This is a genomic window from Staphylococcus sp. MZ3 (genome assembly GCF_018622755.1).
In the GTDB taxonomy this organism is placed as follows: Bacteria; Bacillota; Bacilli; order Staphylococcales; family Staphylococcaceae; genus Staphylococcus; species Staphylococcus aureus.
Genome location: NZ_CP076026.1, coordinates 1,360,782 through 1,377,318, shown reverse-complemented (window position 1 = coordinate 1,377,318; position 16,537 = coordinate 1,360,782). Strand labels below are relative to the sequence as shown.

Genomic DNA, 16,537 nt, shown 5'->3' with positions numbered 1-16,537 from the left:
TCAATTTTCCACAAAAACAAACAAGTAGTATATCTGTTCTAGCTACTAGAATGACATACTACTTGTTATTAAAATACTTAACTAAACTTTATTAGTTATCTTTTTTCTCTATATTTCTACGTGACTGACGCTTTTCAAGAATGTCAGATTCATAATCTTCTTGTTGACTCTTGATATATTCTTGTAAGCGATGTTTATTCGGAGTCAATGTTAAACCTAGGAATTTACGTTCCTGGTTCGCATCCTTGTAGAAACTTACCATCATGAGTATGACGACAAAGGAGAATGGGAATGCACTTATAATTGCAGCACTTTGAATCGCATTTAAAGCTTCAGCGCCGTTACCGCCACCAGCTAATAAAAGTACAAATGCTATTAAGGCCTGTGAAATTCCCCAAACAACTTTTACCATACTAGATGGATTTAATGAACCAAATGTTGTTTGCATTCCTAATACAAATGTTGCTGAGTCAGCAGATGTAATAAAGAATGATGCAATTAATAATAATGCAATCAACGATAAAACAATGCCAAATGGCACATGATTAAACACTCCAAATAGCTGTGTTTCAGGAGTCATATCAAAAATTTCTTTGTGTTTCTTACCTGTCTCGATGCCTAATACACCAAAGACACTAAACCAAACAAAACTAACAATTGCTGGAACTAGCAAGACACCAGAAATGAACTCTCTAATTGAACGTCCTTTTGAAACTCGTGCAATAAACACTCCAACGAATGGACTCCAACTTAACCACCAACCCCAGTAATAAAGTGTCCATGAAGACATCCATTCACGTTTTTGAGGATTTAAAGCTGCTGTATCAAAACTATTAAACAAGAATGTGTTTAGTAAACTACCCGTAGAGCTAGTTAACATATTTAAAATAAGAACAGTTGGTCCAACAATTAAAGCAGCTACCATTAAAATAGTACCTAAACCAATGTTCAAGTTACTTAAGTATTGAATACCTTTACTTAATCCAGACCATGCACTTGCTATAAATAAGATAGTAACAACAATGATGATAATCGCTTGTACAAACGTATTGTTTGGAACATTGAACAAGTAATGTAAACCACCATTAATTTGTAGAGCACCCATACCTAACGAAACGGCTACCCCAACGATTGTCGCAAATACAGATAAAACGTCAATAAAAATTCCAATAGGACCTTCTACTTTATCACCTAAAAGAGGACGTAAAGTTCTAGATAATAAACCTGGTTCACCTTTACGGAATTGCGAATATGCCAACGCTAACGCAACAACACCATAAACAGCCCAAGCATGGAATCCCCAATGGAAAAATGTTGAACGTAGAGCTTCAGTATAAGCTTCAGTAGTTTTGGGATCTGCTGTAGGTGGCGTAGCAAAGTGCGCCATCGGTTCAGCTGCACCATAAAACACCAAACCTATCCCCATACCAGCACTAAACAACATAGCAAACCATGAAATTGTATTAAACTCAGGTTTGTCATTTGGTTTACCTAGTTTAAGTTTTCCAATAGGACTAAAAATAAGGAATATACAGAAGAACACGATAATCGTAGTAAGAATAAGATAATACCAACCTAACTTTTCTGTAATCCACATTTTAATATTATTGGTAACATAGTTGAATTGTTCAGGTAAAAATGCACCAAGTAATACGACTATAGCAACAACAATTGCACTATAGATGAAGACTGGTGAATACTTCTTTCCATTTGGATTCTCTGGTGAAGAAGAATTCATAATTAATTACTCCCTTCAATTCTATATTTAATTTTATGTAGTAGAATAAAAAGATTATCTAAACATTTTATTCAATAACTCACGCACCTTTATAGGATAACAAAGGTCTTTGCGATAATCAAATTTTCTTGAATAATCTATTTTCTAATTTTTTTATTTGTTGTATAATTGAGGTTACATTTAAAAAAGAGAGGTTGAGTGTAATGTTAAAAGAATTCAAAGAGTTCGCCTTAAAAGGTAACGTCTTAGATTTAGCAATTGCTGTTGTGATGGGTGCAGCTTTCAACAAGATTATATCTTCATTAGTAGAAAATATCATTATGCCATTAATTGGTAAAATTTTCGGATCAGTTGATTTTGCTAAAGAATGGTCATTCTGGGGTATTAAATACGGTTTGTTTATCCAATCTGTTATCGACTTTATTATCATCGCGTTTGCTTTATTCATCTTTGTTAAGATTGCAAATACATTAATGAAGAAAGAAGAAGCCGAAGAAGAAGCAGTTGTGGAAGAAAATGTTGTGTTATTAACTGAAATCAGAGATTTATTACGTGAGAAAAAATAATTTTTAAATAAAAAGAGATGGGCTAAGGTTGTTCTATACATTCCAAAGTACCATCTCTATTTTTTATGTTTTAATTTCTTTTGAATCTTGTTGAACTCTGATATTGATCTGATTTCACTTCTAAAACTAAAGGTATTCTATTTTTCAATTCGCTCACATGTGAAATAATCCCAACCATTCTACCAGTTGATTTAAGATTTAATAAAGTGTCTAACGCTGTTTCAAGCGTTTCTTGATCTAATGTACCGAATCCTTCATCAATAAATATTGATTCTAGTGAAATACCTCCTGATTGCTGCTGTACAATTTCGCTTAACCCTAAAGCTAATGCAAGCGACGATTGGAAAGTTTCTCCACCTGATAACGAGCTAATATGTCTAGACTTATTTGAATGCAAATCAAATACATCAATTTCTAGGCCACTAAGACCATGAGAAACCGCTTCTCGCCTAATTAGTTGGTATCGATTATCTGACATTGTTGCTAATCTCAGATTTGCTTGGGCAATAATTTGATCTAAATAGTAAATTAAGACAAAGTTTTCCAATGTAAGATTTTTGTTATTCTTACCACTGACAATTTCAGCCAATTGAAAAATTTCTTGTTGATCCTTTAATTCTTGATTTAAGTAATTAATATGCGAAACTATAGATTGTGTTTTATTAATATTATTTTGACATTGATAATGAACAGCAGAGTATTCATCTATCAGTGTATTCATCTTTTCTTTTTTTAGCTCATATTCATCTTTTAATTTATCAGAGTCCAATAACTCTTTATCCTTGGTTAATGATTCTAACCTAGCTATTTCCATTTCAAATTCATGATAACGTTTTTTATAAGTATCCCTTTTCTGCTCTAATTCCTCTTGCTCGCCCCTCCAGGCTATTATTTCATTTATATCATTGTCGTCAGTTAAATTCAGCCTCGACATTTCCATTTCAATAGATTGTTCATTCAATTCTAAGTCATTATTGTAAGTTTCTAGTTGATTTTCATAGTGATTTAGATTATTTTGCTCAATTAACTTTCTTTGAGACAATTGCATTAACTTATCTTCAATCTCCTTTGAGAGTTCTTGATGCTGATTCACATCTTGAACATACTTCTTATAATCCACCTCAAAATTAGTGATATTATTATATTTCGAGAGTGTTTCAAATTCAGTGATGAGATCTCGACATAATTTCAACTCAGATTCATTTTTATTTAGACGCAATTGTTTATTATGAATTTGCAACGTTAGATTATCTTTTTCTTCTTTCATTTGTTCTATAAATTTATTAAGATCTCTTTGATTATTCAATGCATTTTCATTTTCTAGCAGACGCTTATTCAATACTTCAAGTGAAAAATCACTTTGCGTTTTAATATTAATATTCGATATTTTTTCATTAACAAATTTAATTTCAGAATTATGCACAGCAATATTCGATTTTATAGCGTGGATATTTGCTTCAATTTCTTTAATTTCATTTTGACGTTTAGCAATACTTTCAAAATCAATATGATGCCCTAAATCCTGAATTTCATTACCACATATCGGACATTGATCTCCAATATTTACAGCAGATTTAATTTCACTTATAAAGCTTTCTTTATCATTTAAGTCCAATTTTGTTTTATCGTAGCGATCTAATTTTATTTCGAGATTCTTCAATATAGATGTTTCTTCATTAATTTGATTCTCTAACTCTTGCTTACTACCTAATAGTTTATCTAATTCAGCTTTAGCTTTTTCATTTTCTTTAATTATATTAATTTCATTATTTATGTTCGTTATCGTATTATTTAGTTCGATAATTTTCTCGTAATCACTTTCGTTATTACCTATTGAATCTTCGACCGTTTCTAAACCTTTAATTAGATCATTTAATTCATCACCTAATTGTTCACCCTCAGTTCTCAAGCGTTCAATATTGAGATAACCTTGTTGATACTTATTAATATCGTTAAATAATACTCTAGTTTTATCAATAAAAGAGATTTTACTTTCAATTAAATCTCCATTTTCTTCTAACATTTTTTTCTCTTTGTCTATGTTTCGCTTATCACAATCAAGATTCAATATTTTATTATTGGTTTTAGAAATATCTTTTTTGCTATTAGCAATTTTAGTTTCAATTTTTTCTCTATTTTCAATATAATTCAATAGGTTTGTAATATCTTGTAACAACTTTAACTTAGCTTCAATTCCCTCTATTTCAGGTTGTTGTTCTTTCAATTGAACGAAATCAATTTTATTTTTGTTGAGTTGATTAATATTATCTTTTAATATATTATTTTCTAATGTTTTCTTTTCTATTATTTCAAATTCTTTAATAGCAGTTTCTTTACTTTCATTTACAGATGCTAGTATTTCTTTCGACCTAGCTTGTAAAAGTGGTATATTTTCAATCAATTTGTCTATCTGTTGAGTGGCAACCTCTAATAAGCCTTTTATATTGTCATCATCAAATGATTCAATTTCTTGCCATAAAAGGTCAATTTGTTGATATCTATTCTCGATTTGAGCTTTTTCTTTTTTTACTTCTTCTTTTAATATTTCTCGTATAGCTTCAAATTTTTCACTGTCAAACAGTGTTCTTAATATCCCTTGCTTTTCACGACTGTTTGATATTAAAAAGCGTTTGAATTCACCTTGAGGCAAAATAAACAATTGTCGGAATTGATCTGCATTTACTCCTAATAATTCAATAATGAATTGGGTACCTGAAATTACTTTACTTTCTCTAATTTCATACTTGCCATCCACCATCTCAAATACATCAAATTTAGCGTTCGTTTTTGTTGTATTACCTTCTTTGATATAAGGGCCTTGTCTATGCACTTTATAAATTCGATGATTTAATTGAAATTCAAATGTTACTGACATCGGCTGTTTACCATCAGCGAAATGACTTCTCAAATCATTTTCTTCTCTTTGTTCAGTTGATGCTTTACCAAACAAGGCATAAGTCATTGCATCAAAAATCATTGTTTTACCCGATCCAGTCTTACCACTTATTAAAAACAATTCATTATTATCAATTTTAGAAAAATCAATTTCTTCTTTTAAAAAGGGGCCGAAATTATTCAACTTTAAATGTAATGGTTTCATTCATTAATCCTCCTTTCTCAATTCGTTTTCTAAAATATTTTTTATCTTTTTAGATTGGATATCCGATAATTCTTTATCAGTTATATGTTTATAAAACATTTCGATAATTGACATGTCATCTTTTTCACTTATTTCTATAGCATTATTTTCTTCATTGTAATTAAAAGTTTCATTCGTCAGCGCTAAAGTATTAGGATAAATTTGTTTTAAACTCATCATTGGATCAGTAATATGAGACATATTTTTAAGTTTAAAATGTAAATAATTATCTTTATTTTTCACATGAACTTTTTCATTAATAACATCATTATATTCGCCTGAGATAATTTCCAATTGTCTAAGTGGCTTAAGAGGAATAAATACATCGTTAATAATGCCATCATTAATTGTTACACGTCTATACCCTTTAGCTTGACCCGCTTCCGAAAATGAATACTGCAATAAGGAGCCACTATATTTAATTTTGTCGTCTTCTATACTAAATGGATGATGCAAGTGACCTAGCATGACATAATCAAATATATCAAAAACACCTTTCTGAACTGATTCAACCGTTCCAATAGTTAATGGTCTTTCAGAATCAGATGTCTTTCCACCTTGAACAGTCAGATGACTAATTAAAATATTGACGGCATCTTCATCAATTTCCGGTGCTATTGTTTCAATACAGCGCGTAATTCCCTGTTGATGTGTTTCAATGGTGTCATCTTCAAAGTAGTGTTTCATTTCGCTCACAGTAGCATAAGGGAGTGTATAAAAATTAACCCCATTTATCTCTATTGGTGAATTAATCGATGTAAAATCTGTTCTTATAAATAACTGATTATGTTCAAACCAACTCGCCCCATAGTTTAACCTCTCTTTACCATCGTGATTTCCACTAATCATAATTATTGGTATACGCAGTTCTAAATTTAACTTTCCAATCGCTTGTTCTAATAACATGATTGCATCTTTACTTGGATATGTTGTGTCATATAAATCTCCAGCTATCACAATGATATCAGGTTCTTCTTCTTTCATTTTTTCTACGAACATATCTAAAATATACGCTTGATCTTCTAAAAGCTGTTTGCCATTTAATATTTTCCCTAAGTGCCAGTCTGCTGTATGTATAATTTTCATTACTGCCTCCATATAGAACATTTGTTCGCTTTTATTTTAATATAATCATTTCACCTTTTCAAGTAAAATTAAAACCACTCATTGACTGATTTAGAAGTCGATCACAAGTGGTTTTAAAAGTAATTAATTGATTAATGTTTTCTTTAGTTTTTTGTATTTATATAGCATTGCTGCTCTCCAAGGAACAATCATACAGAATGCTAATAAAAAGAACATGCCGCCTAATTCTCCAGGATCTATTTCATTACTAATGAATATTTTCATCACAGTACGAATGATAAGTAATGAAATCAAAATAACTGGAAATGCTTTAGATCGTTTCATATAAATTTCTGTACCTTTGACTTCAAATCGAGAAGTCCAAATTAGAACTGTAGAAAAAAGCAAACCAATTATAAAGGCTTCTAGCATTTCCGATCCTGTTAGCCTAAAATATGGAACGACGTACATCAATGCACCGGTCGCCATAAAAAACGGTGGCAAAACTATTTTTTTCTCATTTACCGGATAATTTTGAGCTTTCATACGAATAACTATAACTATAGTTCCCATAAATAAAGCTACAATGATTGAAAATATTAAATAGAGCACGCAGACACCTTCTCGTTAAATAAACTCTCTGTAAATCATACAAAATGAATTATAGCATTTCTCAGTCTATTCGTCATTTTGTTAACTTTAATTTTAATAAACATATTTGTTTTTATTAATTTGATTATAAAAAGAGGCTATTTCCATATCTGGAAAATAGCCTCTATCAATTGCGAATTTACTTTTTCGCACTCTTCATATTTTGATCCATATTTTTATTCATCATCGTCATCATTTGATTAATTTTCTTCTGAGAAGGTTTTTGACCCATTTGCATCATCATCATACGAAGCATTTCTTCGTTGATTGGTGGGTTTTTCTTCAAGTAGTCCATCATATATTTTCTAGCTAAAAGGAAACCTCCAATTAAACCTAAAATTAATGCAGCTACTATAAAAATAATTGCTAACCAAGTTGCCATTGTTTCACCCGCTTTCTTTATCCTACTGAATTTTACTAAATTCATCACATTATTTCAAGAACTAGTTTATTCAAGTATTTTAATATCGATACTAAAAATAATATCAAAAATCATGCTGTTATAACAGAGGTTTTAAAGATTAATCTGAAATAGTATATTTTCAAAACTTATCACTTATGATGTAGTTTGAGTGCTATACTCTAAATTTCAACACTTTAAAAGAAGCCTAAGATTATGCATCCTAGACTTCTAAACATACTCGCTTTATAAATTATTCTTATAAGCTCATAACTTGGTTTAAGATATTTTCTTTTGTAAAGCCATATTTTTCAACTACTAGATCGCCAGGTGCACTTGCGCCAAAGCCGTCAATAGCAATAACTTTACCTGCAGTACCCACATATTTATGCCATCCTAGCGGTGAAGCCATTTCAATCGCAACACGTTTTGTTACGCTTGATGGAATAACTGATTCTTTATATTCTTCAGATTGTTGTTCAAATGCATTCCAGTTAGGCATTGAAACAACACGCACTGATTTACCTTGCTTTTCAAGATCTTTAGCAGCTTCAACTGCAAGATTAACTTCTGAACCTGAAGCTAATAATAGGAATTCTGGTGTCTCTTCAGAGCCATAAACTGTATAGGCACCTTTTCGAACGCCTTCTTCAACTACATCTTCTGGTACATCTAAAACCGGTAAGTTTTGACGTGTCAATACTAATGAAGTAGGTGTAGATTCAGATTCTAAGGCAACTTCCCATGCTACTCTTGTTTCATTACCATCTGCAGGACGGATAACATTCATATTTGGAATGGCTCTTAGTCCAGCTAATTGTTCAATTGGTTCATGAGTAGGACCATCTTCACCTACTGCAATTGAATCATGTGTGAAGATGAACGTAGCATTTAATCCCATAATTGATGATAAGCGTAACGCTGGTTTTAAATAATCACTAAATACGAAGAATGTTGCACCATATGGATGTAAACCTCCATGTGCAGCCATACCATTTACAGCAGCACCCATAGCAAATTCACGTACACCAAACCACACATTTTTACCTTCAGGTGTTTCAGAACTATAATCAGTTGCATCATTTACATTGGATTTGTTTGAACCAGCAAGGTCTGCTGATCCACCAAAGAATGAAGGGACAGTTTTACTGATTGCTTGAATAACAGTACCAGAATCAGCACGAGATGCACCATTATGACCCAGTTCAAAACGTGGTAATTCATCCTTATAATTTTTAGGCAATTTACCACTAATCGCTAATTTAAATTCTTCTGCTAATTCAGGATATGTTTCTGCATATTTTTCTAATAATGAATTCCATTGAGATTCATCTTCATTAGCACGTTTTAACAAAGTATTTTGGAAAATTTCGTATACTTCTTCTGAAACATTAAAACGTTTTTCAGGATCTAAACCGTAATTTTCGAATGTTAATTTTCTTTCATCTTCACCTAAAGGTGCCCCATGAACACCATTAGTTCCTGCTTTATTCGGTGAACCAAATCCGATTGTTGTTTTAACTTCAATAATCGTTGGTCCTTCTTGAGATTTAGCTGTAGTAATCGCTTTATCAATTTCTTCTAAATCATTACCATCTTTAACTAGTAAGTAATTCCAACCATATGCTTCAAAACGAGCTTTTGTGTTTTCAGAAAAAGCTTTGTTTAATTCGCCATCTAATGAAATATCATTTGAATCGTATAAAACAACTAATTTACTTAATTTATTATGTCCAGCAAATGAAGCTGCTTCATGCGAAATACCTTCCATTAAATCACCGTCAGAAGCTAATACATATGTGTAATGATCTACAACATTATATCCTTCTTTATTAAATTTCCCTGCTAGGTGATCTTCTGCTAAAGCTAATCCTACTGACATAGCAAAACCTTGTCCAAGTGGTCCAGTAGTAACTTCTACACCATCTGTATGTCTGTATTCAGGATGACCTGGTGTTTTAGAACCCCATTGTCTAAATTGCTTTAATTCTTCTAATTCTAAACTACCAGAAACATGTAACAAGCTATACAATAATGCTGAACCATGCCCTGCAGATAATACGAAACGGTCTCTATTGAAGTAATCTTTAGATTGTGGATTAAAATTCAGATGACGTGTCCACAAAGTGTAAGCCATTGGGGCAGCTCCCATAGGTAATCCTGGATGACCAGAATTCGCTTTTTCGATTGTGTCGATACTTAGTGCACGTAGCGTATCAACAGCTAATTGATCTTTTTCATTAAACATCTTGTGTATCTTCCCTTCTTCAATTTTATCAAATACATTATAACTTATTTTAAAATAAAAAGATAAGTAAAATACTTATTTCAAGTTATAATGTCAGAAAATTCTTTACAGATTTGTGATTTAATTTTTATTATCTCTTTTTTGTTGTATCTCTTTAATTTTTTCAGGTGTTACATCATTACCTTCTGGATCAATTACTTTAGTATTTTCAATTTGTTGTTTAAACCCTTTTCTAAAACTCTCAAGATAAGCTTTTCTTAAGGCTGTTTGCTCCTTTGCTTCTTCTTGAGTTAATCCTACTTCTTTTTTCTTTTTAGCTAACTCGTTAATTCTTTCGATATTCAAATCAGAATTACTCAATTAAAAAACCTACCTTCAATTTGTTTATTCAATCATTATAATACTTTAACAAAATATAACAAATTTAAGACCAGCAAAAAAGTAATAAAAAAACGCTATTTCGCAAAAATAGGCAAAATAACGTTGTGACAATGTATCAATTTATTAAAGCGAACACTTTCCCATCTCTTTGTTCGCCATTGTTTGTAGGGTCTTTATGTTCGTATGCTTTATTTATCGTATTGTTCTTAATTTGATGGTCAGTCATTTCGTACACTTGTTCCGAGTGAGCACTAACGTTCGCACTTAACAAGAATATTGCAAAGGCTGCACTTGAAACTAAAAATATGATGATATATGTTGATACGTTTTTATATTTATTGTAAAACATCATTTCCACTCCTAGAACATTTGTTTGTATAAGTAATTTATCAGAACTTATGTTCTGTGTCAATATTTTAACGAACAAATGTTTGTTTTGGTTGTGAATTAATGATATACTGTATTTAAATTAATTTAGGGAGTGCCTATATATGAGAGAATTAACAAAACGACAAAGCGAAATATATAACTATATTAAACAAGTTGTTCAAATGAAAGGTTATCCGCCTAGTGTTCGCGAAATTGGTGAAGCAGTTGGCTTAGCATCCAGTTCAACTGTTCATGGTCACCTTTCACGTCTTGAAGAAAAAGGATATATAAGAAGAGATCCAACGAAACCACGTGCTATAGAAATTGTAAGTGATCAAACAAATGATAATATTAATATGGAAGAAACGATTCATGTGCCAGTTATTGGTAAAGTCACAGCAGGTGTTCCTATTACCGCTGTAGAAAATATTGAAGAGTATTTTCCATTACCTGAACACTTAACATCGACACATAATAGCGACATATTCATATTAAACGTCGTAGGCGACAGTATGATTGAGGCTGGTATATTAGACGGAGACAAAGTAATTGTTCGCAGTCAAACCATAGCAGAAAATGGAGACATTATTGTTGCTATGACTGAGGAAGATGAAGCAACTGTCAAACGCTTCTATAAAGAAAAAAATCGTTATCGATTACAACCTGAAAATAGTACAATGGAGCCAATTTACCTCGACAATGTTGCTGTAATTGGGAAAGTAATTGGTTTGTACCGCGAAATGTAATATTTTAAACCGTTATATATTATCGTAATTGTTAAACCCTCATTTTTATAAATTTTGGACCTCTTGAAAAAGTTTCGTTTTCAAGAGGTTTTATTTATTCTAATCTAAATTCAGTTCAAACAGAAATTGCGAATTGTTAGATAATCTCATTCTTTAATATAAATTTTGAATTACAGATTCCTGCAAAATGTTACACAAATTAAAACTCGCCCCCGTAATAATTTACAGGAGCGAGCCATTATTATTTTTTTCTTTCTTTTTTATTAAGTATATCTTTGACGCGTTCAAGTATATCCGCATCTTTTGGTTTATCTGTTGTCATCATGTTTATCTACTTCCTTACAGACAAACATTACCCTTTAATCTCATGCCAAAAACATTAACCAGTATAATTTTCTGTCCAAAAAGGTTGTTTTTCATCATTAAAATCAACACCAACACCTAATATTTTAAACGTATCATTTAAAATATTTTTTCTGTGACCAATAGAATTCATTAATCCTTGATGTGCATAGATACTACTAACTTGACCATATGCTAAATTCTCTCCGGCTGAGTTAAATGTAATACCATCTTTTTTCAATCGATCAAATGGTGATTGACCTTTTAAATTTGTATGATCAAAATAATGATTGTTGGCCATATCTTTACTATGCTTACGAGCAGTTTCAGAATTCTGTTTAGAATACTTCAATGTAGATAATTGATTTTGTTTTCTTTCAGCATTAACTATATCAAAATTTTGTAGTTCAAAACTATCTGCAAGCGATTTCGAAGGTGCTCCATATTGTTCTTTTAATCTATTTTCCATAGCATCACTTACTTGTAAAACAGCTGTTACATTATTACGTCGATGCTTATCATAAAATACCGTCGTATAAATGTGATTTTTATGGAAAACATCATATTCTTTATTATTTTGTTCGTAACGCACTCTAGCTTTAACAATCTCTGCCTCTGGTTCGCCTAATCTTTGCCTTACAACCGATTTCGGTGTATTGTATTTAATTTTTGATTTTGAAGTAATGATATTTTGATTTGTATATAACGCATTTACTTTATCTTTAATATAGCTTACCATGATAAAATTATTGTAATCGTCATCATAATACGTATACCACTTCGTACCATATTCATTAAATGTCACTCTTTTTGGTTTATTTAATGTTTTCTCAACATCTGATTTCGACATGTTCATTTGTATATTATTAAAGGCAAATTGTTGTTTCTTCGGTGTATCCAATTTATTTTCCGCAGAAATTGTTTCTTTATTGATGTGAATGTCAATATATTGTCTTACTTCATTTTGTAAATGAATGAATGGTTTAAATTCTGTTATTGGCGCAATGATAATAATTGATAAAAACGCAACAACAGTTACTATGAATTTTTTAATTTACATCACCTACTATAAATATTAATCTCTATCACCGTTGAAAATAGAGTTTCTAACAATAACATAATCTACAGTACGTAATGATTTCAAGTCTTTTCCACCGGCATATGAAATTGAGCTTTGTAAATCTTGTTGCATTTCTTTTAAGGTATCCATTAATGAACCCTTATGTTCTACAAACATTTTTTTACCTTCTACATTTTTATGTTCGCCTTTTTGAAATTCAGATGCACTACCAAAATATTCTTTATACTGTTTACCATCAAGTTCTACAGTTTCACCAGGTGATTCTTCGTGTGCCGCAAATAATGAACCAATCATGACCATTGATGCACCAAATCTAATTGATTTAGCGATGTCGCCATGCGTTCTTATACCACCATCGGCAATCAAAGGTTTACGAGCTGCTTTACTACATATGTTTAATGCCGCTAACTGCCAACCACCAGTACCAAAACCTGTTTTAATCTTTGTAATACAAACTCTACCAGGACCTATACCGACTTTGGTAGCATCAGCACCAGCATTTTCTAATTCTCTAACACCTTCTGGCGTACCAACATTACCAGCAATAACAAAACTATCAGGTATATGTTTTTTTATATGTTTAATCATGTTTATCACTGAATCTGAGTGACCATGCGCAATATCTATTGTAATATATTCGGGGATTAATTTTTCTTGAGCTAACTTTTCAATAAAATCAAATTCCGCTTTCTTTACACCAACTGAAATAGATGCAAATAAGCCTGAATTTTGCATATGTTTTATAAAAGGTATTCTTGCTTCTTCATCAAAACGATGCATGATATAAAAGTAATCATTTTCAGCAAACCATTTCGCTAATTTCTCATTCATAACTGTTTGCATATTTGCAGGAACTACAGGTAGCTTGAATTTTTTCGGACCAAATTGGATAGTTGTATCACATTCAGACCTACTTTCAACTATGCATTTATTAGGTATTAATTGAATATCTTCGTAATCAAATATTTTCACTTTAAATAGCCCCTTTAAAAACTAATTATTTTTAAATGCAAATTAAAAACCGAATGTTTCCTTATTAATATGAGAAAACATTCAGTTTATAGCATTCGTATATACTGTACATTGTTTTATTGATATTGTAAATGGGCTAAAGTACGAAATTTGATTTTACCAACTTGATTTTTTAACACCTGGAATTTGTCCTTTGTGCGCATGTTCTCTAAACGCAATACGAGACATTTCAAATTTACGTAATACACCTCTAGGTCTTCCAGTTACTTTACATCTTCTAGTTAAACGAGTAGGTGATGAATCTCTTGGTAATTTTCTTAACGCTTCGTAATCACCTTTTGCTTTTAACTCTTTACGTAATTCGTAATATTTATTTACTAACTCTTCTCTTTTTCTCTCTTTTGCTATTTTAGATTTCTTAGCCATATATAGTTACCTCACTTTTTATCAAATCGTAATTATTACGATTTATATAATAACACAATCCTCACATAATTCAACAGTAAAGTTTCATTTCTTTGTTAAATCATTTTCTAAACCATCATATTTAACATTAAAGTGTATTGTCGAACATTTATAAAACATATCCAGAATTACTTCGTACTTATTAAATTCCGCTTTAAAATTTTAAATTCTACTATATTAAATACTCTTTCAAGCATTTGCTAACAACGAGCATTCGCTAACAAAGTGACTTTATAAAATCAGTAATCTATTTCCTTCTATAAATATTCTCAAATTTTAATAAAGTAACAACTAATACAATCATATATTGTTCTATCGATGAAACTCAATTCGTTAATCACTCTTCACAAAAATTTCATAAAAAAGCGAGCTCCCCAATATAATAGGTAAGCCCGCTTTATTTTCAAATCGTCGTATTTGAATGATAAGAATTACTTAGTTTCACGATGTAACGTATATTTGTTTAATCTTGGGCAATATTTTTTCATTTCAATACGCTCAGGATTATTACGTTTATTTTTAGTAGTGATATAGTTACGATCGCCACATTCTGTGCATGCTAATGTTACGTTTACGCGCACGTTAAACACCCTCTCTTGTTAGGAATCTTTACGATTTATTATGATATCATAAACTGCTCAACTACGCAATATAGAAACTACATATCAAATTTATTTTTCAAAGTTTTCGTATGTTTCATCATTTTCAGTTTCAAGATCAATAGAATTTATATCAATACCTAATGCTTTTGCAACACCTTTACCATATTCTGGGTCAGCTTTGTAACAATGACGAATATGACGTCGTTTAACATCATCCGTTACGCCTTCCATTGCATTTGCTGTATTTGTAAAAATTCTTTCTTTAGCGTCCTCTGATTGTAATCTAAACAATTTACCTGGTTGTTCAAAATAATTATCATCATCTTGACGTTGATTATATTCATAGCCGTATCCATCAGTTGGGAATGGTGGCTTTTTATATTCAGGTTGAGAATCAAATTTACCATGGTTATTTGGATAATAATGTGTTCCTCCACCTTGGTTATTGTCAACTACGCGCATTTGACCATCTCTACTAAAAGGACAAATATTTTCAATACCAACACCTTTAGGTTGGTTTACAGGAATCTGCCAATGATTAACTCCTAATCGATATCTTTGCGCATCGCCATATGAGAATAAACGCCCTTGCAGCATTTTGTCCGGAGAAAAATCTAATCCTGGAATAATATTAGTTGGTGCAAACGCAGCTTGTTCAACATCCATAAAGTAATTATCTGGATTTCTATTTAATTCAAACTCTCCAACTTCAATTAGAGGATACTCATCGTGATACCATACTTTTGTTAAATCAAATGGATTATCTTTATGGTTTTTAGCTTGTTCCTCAGTCATTACTTGAATATACATTGTCCATTTTGGATAATCACCTTTTTCAATGGCTTCGAATAAATCGCGTTGAGATGAATCACGATCTGTAGCTATAATTTCAGCAGCTTCTTCATCAGTTAAGTTTTCAATACCTTGTTGCGTTCTAAAATGGAATTTAACCCAAACACGTTCACCAGAATCATTATACATAGAGTATGTGTGAGAACCGAACCCATGCATATGACGTAAATCTTTAGGAATCCCTCTATCTGACATTAAGATCGTTACTTGGTGCAATGCTTCTGGAAGACCCGTCCAGAAATCCCAGTTATTTTGTGCATCTCTCATATTTGTTCTAGGATCTCGTTTCACCGCACGATTTAAACTAACAAATAACTTTGGATCTCTAAAGAAGAATACTGGTGTGTTATTCCCTACTAAATCCCAGTTCCCTTCTTCAGTGTAGAACTTTAACGCAAATCCTCGAATGTCACGCTCCGCATCAGCAGCACCACGTTCTCCTGCTACAGTAGAGAAACGGGCAAACATTTCGGTTTGCTTACCTATTTCAGAGAATATTTTAGCATTCGTATATTTTGTTATATCTTTAGTTACAGTAAATGTCCCAAATGCACCAGAACCTTTGGCATGCATTCGACGTTCTGGTATTACTTCTCTATCAAATTGAGACATTTGCTCTAAAAAGTAAATATCTTGCATTAAAAGAGGTCCCCTAGGCCCTGCTGTCATACTATTTTCTCGATCTGATACTGGATGCCCAAAAACACCAGTTAACTTTTTGTCTTGTTGTGACATAGTCATCCCTCCACAATTTATAATAATTATAATTTAATACATATTATAATTTAACCCCATCAGAATTACAATTAAACATGCTCAAGATGATTAAAAAATCAGAAAATTTTAATTTTTTCGCTTTACAGTGCTAAATAGTTATTGAATAGTACACTTAAAAAGCTTACAATAATGGGTATATTTAA

At 31.4% G+C, this 16,537-nt stretch carries 16 protein-coding genes; 2 read left to right on the top strand and 14 right to left on the bottom strand.

What is annotated here, in order from left to right:
* Positions 1-91: 91 nt before the first annotated feature.
* Complete coding sequence (locus KI230_RS06710; RefSeq protein WP_001088978.1) at positions 92-1,738, bottom strand: BCCT family transporter; 1,647 nt, start codon at positions 1,736-1,738, stop codon at positions 92-94.
* Between the two features lie 203 nt (positions 1,739-1,941).
* Between KI230_RS06710 and mscL the strand changes: the two genes are divergently transcribed.
* Positions 1,942-2,304: a large conductance mechanosensitive channel protein MscL gene (mscL, locus tag KI230_RS06705; RefSeq protein WP_000910489.1), complete on the top strand. Its 363-nt coding sequence runs from the start codon at positions 1,942-1,944 to the stop codon at positions 2,302-2,304.
* Positions 2,305-2,374: 70 nt separating this feature from the next.
* Here mscL and sbcC read toward each other — a convergent pair whose 3' ends face one another.
* The 8 genes from sbcC to sosA form a co-directional block, all read right to left on the bottom strand.
* A complete protein-coding gene (gene sbcC / locus KI230_RS06700) occupies positions 2,375-5,404 on the bottom strand; it encodes an exonuclease subunit SbcC (protein WP_049296478.1) in 3,030 nt (1,009 codons plus the stop codon).
* 3 nt (positions 5,405-5,407) lie between these two features.
* Positions 5,408-6,529, bottom strand: coding sequence for an exonuclease subunit SbcD (gene sbcD / locus KI230_RS06695; RefSeq protein ID WP_000691303.1), 1,122 nt, complete (start codon positions 6,527-6,529; stop codon positions 5,408-5,410).
* Positions 6,530-6,652: 123 nt separating this feature from the next.
* Complete coding sequence (locus tag KI230_RS06690; RefSeq protein ID WP_000966142.1) at positions 6,653-7,120, bottom strand: CcdC family protein; 468 nt, start codon at positions 7,118-7,120, stop codon at positions 6,653-6,655.
* A 93-nt stretch (positions 7,121-7,213) separates the two neighbouring features.
* Positions 7,214-7,312, bottom strand: coding sequence for a hypothetical protein (locus tag KI230_RS06685; RefSeq protein WP_031824583.1), 99 nt, complete (start codon positions 7,310-7,312; stop codon positions 7,214-7,216).
* On the bottom strand, positions 7,299-7,541 hold the full coding sequence (locus KI230_RS06680; protein WP_000246909.1) for a YneF family protein: 243 nt from the start codon (positions 7,539-7,541) through the stop codon (positions 7,299-7,301). The genes KI230_RS06685 and KI230_RS06680 overlap by 14 nt, the downstream gene beginning before the upstream one ends.
* Positions 7,542-7,818: 277 nt before the next feature.
* Complete coding sequence (gene tkt / locus KI230_RS06675) at positions 7,819-9,807, bottom strand: transketolase (protein WP_000481436.1); 1,989 nt, start codon at positions 9,805-9,807, stop codon at positions 7,819-7,821.
* A 120-nt stretch (positions 9,808-9,927) separates the two neighbouring features.
* Positions 9,928-10,167, bottom strand: a complete 240-nt coding sequence (locus KI230_RS06670; RefSeq protein ID WP_000071351.1) for a DUF896 domain-containing protein — start codon at positions 10,165-10,167, stop codon at positions 9,928-9,930.
* Positions 10,168-10,303: 136 nt separating this feature from the next.
* Entirely contained in the window at positions 10,304-10,537 is a 234-nt protein-coding gene (sosA, locus tag KI230_RS06665) for a DNA damage-induced cell division inhibitor SosA (RefSeq protein WP_000499650.1), read from the bottom strand.
* A 142-nt stretch (positions 10,538-10,679) separates the two neighbouring features.
* Here sosA and lexA point away from each other — a divergent pair, with 142 nt between their 5' ends.
* On the top strand, positions 10,680-11,303 hold the full coding sequence (lexA, locus tag KI230_RS06660) for a transcriptional repressor LexA (RefSeq protein ID WP_001208755.1): 624 nt from the start codon (positions 10,680-10,682) through the stop codon (positions 11,301-11,303).
* Positions 11,304-11,682: 379 nt separating this feature from the next.
* Here lexA and KI230_RS06655 read toward each other — a convergent pair whose 3' ends face one another.
* The 5 genes from KI230_RS06655 to KI230_RS06635 form a co-directional block, all read right to left on the bottom strand.
* Complete coding sequence (locus KI230_RS06655; RefSeq protein ID WP_214958356.1) at positions 11,683-12,699, bottom strand: CAP domain-containing protein; 1,017 nt, start codon at positions 12,697-12,699, stop codon at positions 11,683-11,685.
* A gap of 21 nt (positions 12,700-12,720) precedes the next feature.
* Positions 12,721-13,698, bottom strand: coding sequence for a GMP reductase (guaC, locus tag KI230_RS06650; protein ID WP_000688120.1), 978 nt, complete (start codon positions 13,696-13,698; stop codon positions 12,721-12,723).
* 156 nt (positions 13,699-13,854) lie between these two features.
* Positions 13,855-14,124, bottom strand: a complete 270-nt coding sequence (gene rpsN, locus KI230_RS06645) for a 30S ribosomal protein S14 (protein WP_001085655.1) — start codon at positions 14,122-14,124, stop codon at positions 13,855-13,857.
* 470 nt (positions 14,125-14,594) lie between these two features.
* Positions 14,595-14,744 (bottom strand): 50S ribosomal protein L33, encoded by a 150-nt coding sequence (gene rpmG / locus KI230_RS06640; protein WP_001265708.1) that lies wholly within the window; start codon positions 14,742-14,744, stop codon positions 14,595-14,597.
* Positions 14,745-14,834: 90 nt separating this feature from the next.
* Positions 14,835-16,352, bottom strand: a complete 1,518-nt coding sequence (locus KI230_RS06635; protein ID WP_000082539.1) for a catalase — start codon at positions 16,350-16,352, stop codon at positions 14,835-14,837.
* Positions 16,353-16,537 lie beyond the last annotated feature (185 nt).

What these genes read in the sequence shown, in the direction of transcription:
- KI230_RS06710 (WP_001088978.1), bottom strand. Translation starts at nt 1,738, where the DNA reads ATGAATTCTTCTTCACCAGAGAATCCAAATGGAAAGAAGTATTCACCA.
- mscL (WP_000910489.1), top strand. Translation starts at nt 1,942, where the DNA reads ATGTTAAAAGAATTCAAAGAGTTCGCCTTAAAAGGTAACGTCTTAGAT.
- sbcC (WP_049296478.1), bottom strand. Translation starts at nt 5,404, where the DNA reads ATGAAACCATTACATTTAAAGTTGAATAATTTCGGCCCCTTTTTAAAA.
- sbcD (WP_000691303.1), bottom strand. Translation starts at nt 6,529, where the DNA reads ATGAAAATTATACATACAGCAGACTGGCACTTAGGGAAAATATTAAAT.
- KI230_RS06680 (WP_000246909.1), bottom strand. Translation starts at nt 7,541, where the DNA reads ATGGCAACTTGGTTAGCAATTATTTTTATAGTAGCTGCATTAATTTTA.
- tkt (WP_000481436.1), bottom strand. Translation starts at nt 9,807, where the DNA reads ATGTTTAATGAAAAAGATCAATTAGCTGTTGATACGCTACGTGCACTA.
- sosA (WP_000499650.1), bottom strand. Translation starts at nt 10,537, where the DNA reads ATGTTTTACAATAAATATAAAAACGTATCAACATATATCATCATATTT.
- lexA (WP_001208755.1), top strand. Translation starts at nt 10,680, where the DNA reads ATGAGAGAATTAACAAAACGACAAAGCGAAATATATAACTATATTAAA.
- rpsN (WP_001085655.1), bottom strand. Translation starts at nt 14,124, where the DNA reads ATGGCTAAGAAATCTAAAATAGCAAAAGAGAGAAAAAGAGAAGAGTTA.
- KI230_RS06635 (WP_000082539.1), bottom strand. Translation starts at nt 16,352, where the DNA reads ATGTCACAACAAGACAAAAAGTTAACTGGTGTTTTTGGGCATCCAGTA.